The sequence below is a fragment of the Thermostichus sp. OS-CIW-29 genome, assembly GCF_054058195.1.
Window position 1 is genome coordinate 24688 of sequence record NZ_JBSSAB010000037.1, and the last position, 7450, is coordinate 32137.

General features: G+C 57.0%; 5 protein-coding genes and 1 tRNA gene. 1 reads left to right on the forward strand and 5 read right to left on the reverse strand.

The window, feature by feature from the left end; all coding sequences use genetic code 11:
• Positions 1-3: 3 nt before the first annotated feature.
• The 4 genes from queG to rpsB all read right to left on the reverse strand — a co-directional run bounded on the left by queG (position 4) and on the right by rpsB (position 4376).
• The gene (queG, locus tag ACVWZJ_RS12100) at positions 4-993 is read right to left on the reverse strand and encodes a tRNA epoxyqueuosine(34) reductase QueG (RefSeq protein ID WP_457396203.1); all 990 of its coding nucleotides are present in this window, start codon (positions 991-993) and stop codon (positions 4-6) included.
• A gap of 14 nt (positions 994-1007) precedes the next feature.
• Entirely contained in the window at positions 1008-2423 is a 1416-nt protein-coding gene (locus tag ACVWZJ_RS12105) for an amidohydrolase (protein ID WP_457396205.1), read from the reverse strand.
• A 222-nt stretch (positions 2424-2645) separates the two neighbouring features.
• Positions 2646-3437: a translation elongation factor Ts gene (gene tsf, locus ACVWZJ_RS12110; RefSeq protein WP_457384367.1), complete on the reverse strand. Its 792-nt coding sequence runs from the start codon at positions 3435-3437 to the stop codon at positions 2646-2648.
• 144 nt (positions 3438-3581) lie between these two features.
• Positions 3582-4376 carry a 30S ribosomal protein S2 gene (gene rpsB / locus ACVWZJ_RS12115; RefSeq protein ID WP_011433146.1) on the reverse strand — a complete coding sequence of 265 codons (795 nt, stop codon included), beginning with the start codon at positions 4374-4376 and terminating at the stop codon, positions 3582-3584.
• A 290-nt stretch (positions 4377-4666) separates the two neighbouring features.
• On the opposite strand from rpsB, the gene ACVWZJ_RS12120 reads away from it, so the two are divergent.
• Positions 4667-4740, forward strand: a tRNA-Pro gene (locus ACVWZJ_RS12120).
• A gap of 227 nt (positions 4741-4967) precedes the next feature.
• Here the strand turns inward: ACVWZJ_RS12120 and ACVWZJ_RS12125 are convergent.
• Positions 4968-7316 (reverse strand): AAA family ATPase, encoded by a 2349-nt coding sequence (locus ACVWZJ_RS12125; RefSeq protein WP_457396207.1) that lies wholly within the window; start codon positions 7314-7316, stop codon positions 4968-4970.
• Positions 7317-7450 lie beyond the last annotated feature (134 nt).

Sequence of the window (7450 nt, forward strand, 5' to 3'; positions counted from 1 at the left end):
AAGTTAAGTAGAGGGGGCTTCCAAATCGTTGCTGCCAGCTGCAGAGCTGGAATTGCCTTCCAGGGCTGCTTGGGCGTTGCGGCGCAGGCGGTGGGCCTTGAGCCGGCGCAAGGCAGAGGCGGGAAACTTCTGGTCGAATTCCCCATCTTCCATCTGGGCCAGTTCTTGGAGATCGGGGGCAACGTTCCAAGGGTAAGGCTGAAAATCCGGGATCCGGCTGGGTTGGGCAAAGCGTTGGTTCCAAGGGCAGACCTCCTGGCAGATGTCACAGCCGGCCACCCAGTTGTGCAGGTTCTGGGCAATCTTGGCAGGGATCCGCTCGGCGTGGCTTTCTAGAGTGTGGTAGGCAACGCAGCGGCGGGAATCCACCACCCCTGGGCTGACGATGGCCTGCGTGGGGCAAGCCTCTAGGCAGCGGGTACAGGTGCCGCAGTGAGCGGTGTGGGGCTGGTCAGGGAGCAACGGCAGGGTGGTCAGGATCACTCCCAGAAACACCCAGGAGCCGTACTCGCGGGTGAGCAACAGGCTGTTTTTGCCGATCCAACCCAAGCCCGCCTGCATGGCCCAGGGCTTTTCCGCAACCGGGCCGGTATCGACATAGCATCGACCGCGGTAGTTCGGAAATTGCGCTTGCATCCAGAGGTGGAGCTGCTTCAGCCGCCGCCCCAACACGCGGTGATAATCTCGCCCCCAGGCGTAGCGGGAGATCTTGCCCTTGCCGGGATCCTGGCTGTGGCGGATGGGGGTGTAGTAATTCAAAGCCACACAGACCAACGACTGCACCCCCGGCAGCACCTGCTTTGGATCCATTCGCCTAGGATCCGCCATCCAGGCCATGTCGGCGGCCATGCCCGCAGCCAGCCAAGCTTGCAGGCCCCGCAAGTCGGGGGGATCCTCTGTGCTGGCAATGCCGACTTTGTCAAAACCCAGGGCCAGGGCCTGTCGTTTCACCTGCTCTGTGATGCTGGCCCGATCTGCTTCTTCTGGCCACACATGGACATCCAACGCTACTTTGGCAAGCCCATCACCCGACGATAACGAGCTTCCAGATGCTCTGCCTGCTGGGATCGGCGGAAGGGATCCCAGGTGCTGTGGGCAAACAGATCCTGCCGCAGCTTGGCCACATCCACCGTCGTCACGGCTCCGCCGGACACCACCTGTTTTCCTCGCACCCAAACGCTATGCACTGCCTGGGTGGGCCGACCCAACACCAGCAGCCCAATGGGATCGGTACGGGGCAACAGCGACAGTTGGGTGAGATCGTACAGCACCAGATCCGCTTGCTTGCCCACTTCCAGGGATCCCATCTGATCCCCCAGGCCCAAGCCGATTGCCCCACCTCGGGCTGCCATCTCGATGCTCTCGCGGGGAGAAATCCAGTGGCGGTAGTCGGGATCCGTGATGTTGTGAAGGATGGTGCCGATTTTGATGGCCTCTAGCAAATCCTGCGAATCGTTGCTGGCGGATCCATCGCAGCCAAAGGCCACGTTCACCCCTGCCCGGCGATAGTTCAAAATGGGGGCAATGCCGCTGCCCAGGCGCAGGTTGCTCAAGGGGTTGTGAACAACCGTAGAGCCGGTGCGGGCCAAGATCTCGATATCGGCATCGCTGAGCCAGACGCAGTGGGCCAAGGAAGTTTTCCGGTCTAGGTAGCCCAAGCGCTCCAGATGCTCCACAGCACTACAGCCGTACTTTTCCTGGGCCAACATCTGCTGGGCGCGGGTTTCCAACAGGTGGGCGTGGCGGGGTAGGTCATACTTCTGGCTTAACTCCGCACAGCCCTTGAACAGCTCGTCTGAGCACAGTTGGATCCCTGTGGGAGCCACCATGAGGGTAATGCCCTCTTCTGGCCGGTGAAAGCGCTGCACCGCCTCTTCCACAATGGCCAGCACCTCTGCTGTGGAGAGGGGATAGGTTTCCGGCTCCCGATCCCAAGAGGAGCTGCTGGGCAACCCCCGAGAGAGAGCCTGATCCTGGATCAAGGGGCCCACGAAGGCGCGGATCCCGACTTCTCGGTAGGCCCGTACCGCCGCCTCAATGGTGGCCAACTCTTGGCCTGGGATCAACACCAGATGATCCACCACCGAGGTGCCCCCCGTCAGCAGGGTTTCCACCGCCGTCCCCAGCGCGCTGAGATAGATTTTTTCCGGATCCGGCGGCGCATACTCGTGCAGTTGTGCCAGCCACAGCTCCAGCGGATAGGGCGGTATGATCCCTCGTTGCCACATTTCGGGAGAATGGGTGTGGGCATTGACAAAGCCCGGCAGCAAGAGTTGGTTACTGGCATCCAGTTCCAGGCTGTCTGCGCCCGTTGCGGGTAATCCTCTGCCTATGGCAGCAATCCGTTCCCCCTCGATTCGCACATCTGCGGTTTCGTAGCCGGTGGCGGTGGGAATTAACGCATTGCGCAAGATAAAACTCATGCCCGGGATCCAAAAAGGCCGTCTGCTACCTTAGCGTGCTGGAGTTAACCCTGCCAAGGCGGGAGGATCAGAACATTTGCATGCATAACCTAGCCTTTCCCCCAAGGGATACCCAAGCGTAGTGGTTATAGAACTGCCGACATAGAGGTGCCCACACTCTCCATAACGCAGTTTCAACGCCTCTGCACCGCCGACATGGCCCTACAGCTCAGCCTTGACCGGCTATTTCTTTTTCTTGGCGGAGCCTTTTTTGGCCGGCTTGCTCTCGGCAGCAGGGGCCGGTTCTGGGGCAGGTTCTTCAGGAGGAGCGGGTGGAGTCTCTTCCACTTTGGGGGCCTCTGCCGGCTTGAGACCGGCTTGAGCGGCAACCTCAGCAGCAAAATCCACTTCTTCTTTCTCGATCCCCTCTCCCAGGACAAAGCGCACAAACCGCCGCACCCGAATGTTTTCCCCCAGTTTGGCAATGTGCTGCTTCACCAATTCCTCCACCGTGATCGAGGAATCTTTAATAAAGGGTTGATCCAACAGAGACAATTCTTTCAGTCGCTTTTCGATGCGACCTTGCACGATCTTCTCGCGTATGTTCTCCGGCTTATTGGCCAGATCTTCTTTGCCCATTTCAATGGCTTTTTCCCGCTCCACCACTTCAGCAGGGATCTGGTCAACGCTGACGTATTCTACGTTTTGGCAGGCGGCAATCTGCTTGGCGATGTCTTGCACCAATTTCTTGAAATCTTCGCTGCGGGCCACGAAGTCCGTCTCGCAGTTCACTTCCACCAACACCCCAATTCGATTGCCGAAGTGGATGTAGCTGTCAACTGCCCCCTCTGCCGCGACGCGACTGGCCTTTTTGGCTGCCCCTGCCAACCCTTTCTGTCGCAGCCAGGTGATGGCTTTCTCCATATCGCCACCGGAATCTTCCAGGGCTTTTTTGCAGTCCATCATGCCTGCGCCCGTCTTTTCGCGCAGCTCTTTGACCAGTTTGGCATCAATGCTCATGAGGGCTCCTCGAATGAAAGAACGGGAAGAATGTGGCGGGATATGAGTGAGAATGAGCGGGCTTCGGTAGAATTGTAAACCTAGATTTCAAGAATACACGCCTCTGGATAGGGAACAGGCAGGGAAGTGCCCGGATTGCACGGGATCCCTGCCCTCGGTCTAGCCTTCCTCGGCTTCTCCTTCTTCTTCGTCCTCCATGTCTTCCAGAATGTCGTCGTCCAGATCCATCGCCCCTTCGTAGTCGTACTCATCCTCTTCAACGGTGTCGAGCTGCCCATGCCGCCCTTCGTAGATGGCATCCGCCAGCTTGCCTACAATCAGCTTAATCGCTCGAATGGCATCGTCGTTAGAGGGAATGAAGATATCGCTGAGATCGGGGTCGCAGTTGGTGTCCAGCAGTGAGATGATCGGGATGTTCAGCTTGATACATTCCTGAACGGCGTTGGCCTCCCGCCGCTGATCGACGATGATCACCGCATCGGGGAGCTTGCGCATGGTTTTAATGCCGCCCAAGTACTTTTCCAACCTGGCCAACTCTCGCCGCAGACGGCTGGCCTCTTGTTTGGGCAGGCGATCCAGAAGACCACTGCTCTCCATCTCCTCAATTTCTTTGAGGCGGTCGATGCGGGTTTTGATGGTGGCCCAGTTGGTGAGCATACCCCCCAGCCAGCGCTGGTTGACATAGTAGCTGCCACAGCGACGAGCCTCTTGAGCGATGATCCCGGCAGCTTGCCGTTTGGTGCCCACAAACAGGAAGCGCCAACCCCTGTCAGCAGCATCCCGCACATACTCGTAGGCTTCGTTCAGATAGCGGGCCGTCTGCACCAAATCGATAATGTGGATGCCGTTCCGCTCGGTAAAGATGTAGGGCCGCATTTTCGGGTTCCAGCGGCTGGCCTTGTGGCCGAAGTGAACCCCCGCCTCCAACAGTTGAGGCAAACTGACTACGCTCATGAGTTTTTCCTCTCCTACGGGTTAGCCTCCGCCCGAACGGATCCCAGTTACGGCCTTCCCGCCGGTTACCTGCACAGAGCGCTCTACCCCCATTGGCAAGGAACTCAGGAGCTGTTGCAGCAAACCGCGAAAGGGCTGTAAGGACACCCGGTGGTTCAGGCGTGCGATTTCTTAACGGCTTAACTAAGCTAGCATGTTTTCCACGGGATCCCGCAGCTTGGGGTTAACTCTGGCCGCGATCCGATGCTAGACTAGCTAGGCACTTCATGGGCTTCTACCCGTAAGTGCGTCGGGGCGTAGCGCAGCTTGGTAGCGCACCACTTTGGGGTAGTGGGGGTCGTGGGTTCAAATCCCGCCGCTCCGATACTGAGTAATCAGGGGAGGGCTTGAGCCGGACAAAGCCCACTATGCCGGAAACTTTGAGGTACTTTGGCTCCGCTGTCAATCCCTTGCCATTGGCTCCGTTGATCGGCAGCCTTAAGAATCAGGTCACAAGCTTGGCCGGACAATATGGGATCCCGGTTTTACGGTGCTGGATCCCGATGCGGAGCCGACCTTGAACAACATGGGGTTTCGACGGATCTGGAGCGCTTAATCACGGCCCAGGATCCAGGCAATAAGGGGGGGATCCCTGTGGTCAAGATAATACCGAACGGCTTGGGTCAGGTCGATTTCCAGGTCGCGGTTTTGGATGTCGGTGATCATTCTGTACATCAGCTCCAGGTGAATGCGATCCTCTTTGGTGAGCAGCTTATACTTGCCATTAGGGCTGTTGTTGAGGGCGGCCAAGGCCGCTTGGGTGGCGGTAGCCGTTTTGGAAGGAGGCTTAAGGCGGGCATCCCGTAGCAAAAGAAACTGAAGCTCAGGGTGAGCAATCACCAATTGGTTGAAGTTATTGAGCTGTCCATACATGCTGCTGGGACCCACTTGGATAAAGGCGATCACCCGCTTCTGGGCGGAGAAATAGAGGTGATCTGGAAGTTTGCATTGGCCCAGTCTCAGGGTGCTCATGGGGAGGGGATGGATCCCTTGTAGGGCATTGCCGATGGTGCGCAATTTGCCGATATCAGCTGTGCTGTCCATAATCGCCTCTTGGGGATAGCTGGCACGAAGCTGGGCCTCGGTATCACGGAGGTAGGGTTCCAAGACTTCGGCAGGATCCTCAGAGAGGCTGGGTGGCTGGAGAGGCGGAGCTACAGCAAGGAGACTCTGGGCAGGAAGAAGGGGGATGAGCAGTTGTTTGAGGGTTTGCAGCTCAGTTTCGAGCCGCTGGACACGGGCGGCTAGATTGCTGGCAGTGGGTACAACTTGCACCTGGGGAGGGAGAGGGATCCCGTTGATGTAGTGGCGATAGTAGGCTGAGGCCCGGTTGAGAATGGCCCGGATGGAGGGTTGGCCAAGAATATCGCTCAGGTCATCGGCGGTAAAGAGAGCTTGGAGGTGGATCCCTGAAGGCAGGCGGCTCTGGAGAAGGGCTTGAAGCTGGGGAAGAGAGGGGAGATCTAGGGAGAGGACGGTTTGGGAGAGGCGATCGACGGTAGCCCGGTCAAATTGGGTTTGGAAATGTTGCCAACGATCAGGAAACAAATTAAGGACAAATAGACTGTTGGGAATACGGGTAAAAAGCTCTTTCAGGGCATCGCCAAAGTTGAGAAGGATATCTCGATTTTCCTCTCGGCCCAAAGCTTCCAATTGGTCAAAGACAATAATGAGAGGTCGGTCAAGCAGCGAGAGCCTACCGATGACTTTCATTCCTTCTAGGGCAAAGGTGTTGCGATCCAGATCTGCACTCCAAGGGGGCAACCCAATCAAGTTGGTTTCTTCAGGATCCAGGTCGGTACCGCTGAGCCAGCGGATGATCTGGTGACGGCGGTTGGGATCCCTGTAGCTGCAGTATTTGATGATGCCCTTGAGAATGTTTTCGGTGGAACCGGTAAGGAAGTTTTGCTCTGCCCACCAGCGCAGAACCTGTTTTTCAATGGCTTGCCATTGTTGACGACGACGCTCGGTGCCTTCTGCTCCCAGGCGATGAAAGAGGTTGAGGGGATCCGCCGTGAGAAGGGAGAGAAGCTCTTCAGTTTTTGAGGTTTGGGGGAAGGTTTTCAAGATTTCCACAAAGGTCTTGGCAATCAAGTAGTCGAGCTGGGTGTGGTGATGGGCATCTACCCGTTCGCGCAGGGATTCCAGGGTGTGGCTGTAGATGTGGTGGTAGATGTTGTCGGGATGGGTGGGCTGAGGGATAAACAGGAGACGGTTGTGGCGCAGGAGGTTTTGGGCCACCCGCATGATCAGGTGGGTCTTGCCGGATCCAGGTTCTCCCAGTAAGACAACCCCTCGGCTCTGGTGGTTGGGATCCCGTTGGATGTCCTGTAGGGTGGCAGTGAGCTGCTGGTACTGAGGCTGATAGATGGTGGTCTCGTCGGGATAATGCTGAAAGGGATTGTCAACTCTGCTGTTGGCGAAAGGATTGGGAACATTCTGGGCTTTGAGCTGAGCGTGGGTGAGGTGGCGATAGAGGTGGTAGGTAAAGAGGGCATCGTAGCTGGCGTCGTGGGCCAGTTTGGAGTTGAAGTAACCGCTCTCCAGTTGGATCCCGAGATGTTTGCTGAGATACTCTAGGCTGTAGCTGGGGAGGTTGGGGAAACATTCCTTGGCAGCTAGCCAAGTGCAAAAAACGGGGTTAGAAAGCCACTCTTGGTTAGCTTGCTCAAAGGCTTGTTTAAGGATTTTTAGGTCGTGCTCTGCATGGTGGAAAACGAGGGTTTTACCTTGGGCCAAACGCCGTAGGTCCGCAACAATCTGGGCTAAAGGCTTGGGCTGGGGGTGGTGGGGCGAGTATTCTTGGGTGTAGGCATGGTAAATAAGCTTGCCGCTGCTGTCGATAAGGGCGATCTCTCCCAGGTTGGGGTTGCCCTCGGTGTCGATAACCAAGTAGCTCATGGAGGGGCGGGATCCCGTGATGCTAATGTGCTCAATATCTTAGGTTGTGTTGATCTTTCATTTGAGCCAAAAGAGAGCACTGACGAGATAGAGAAAACTCAAGAAGTTCCTGGCCAATTTGTCAAAACGAGAAC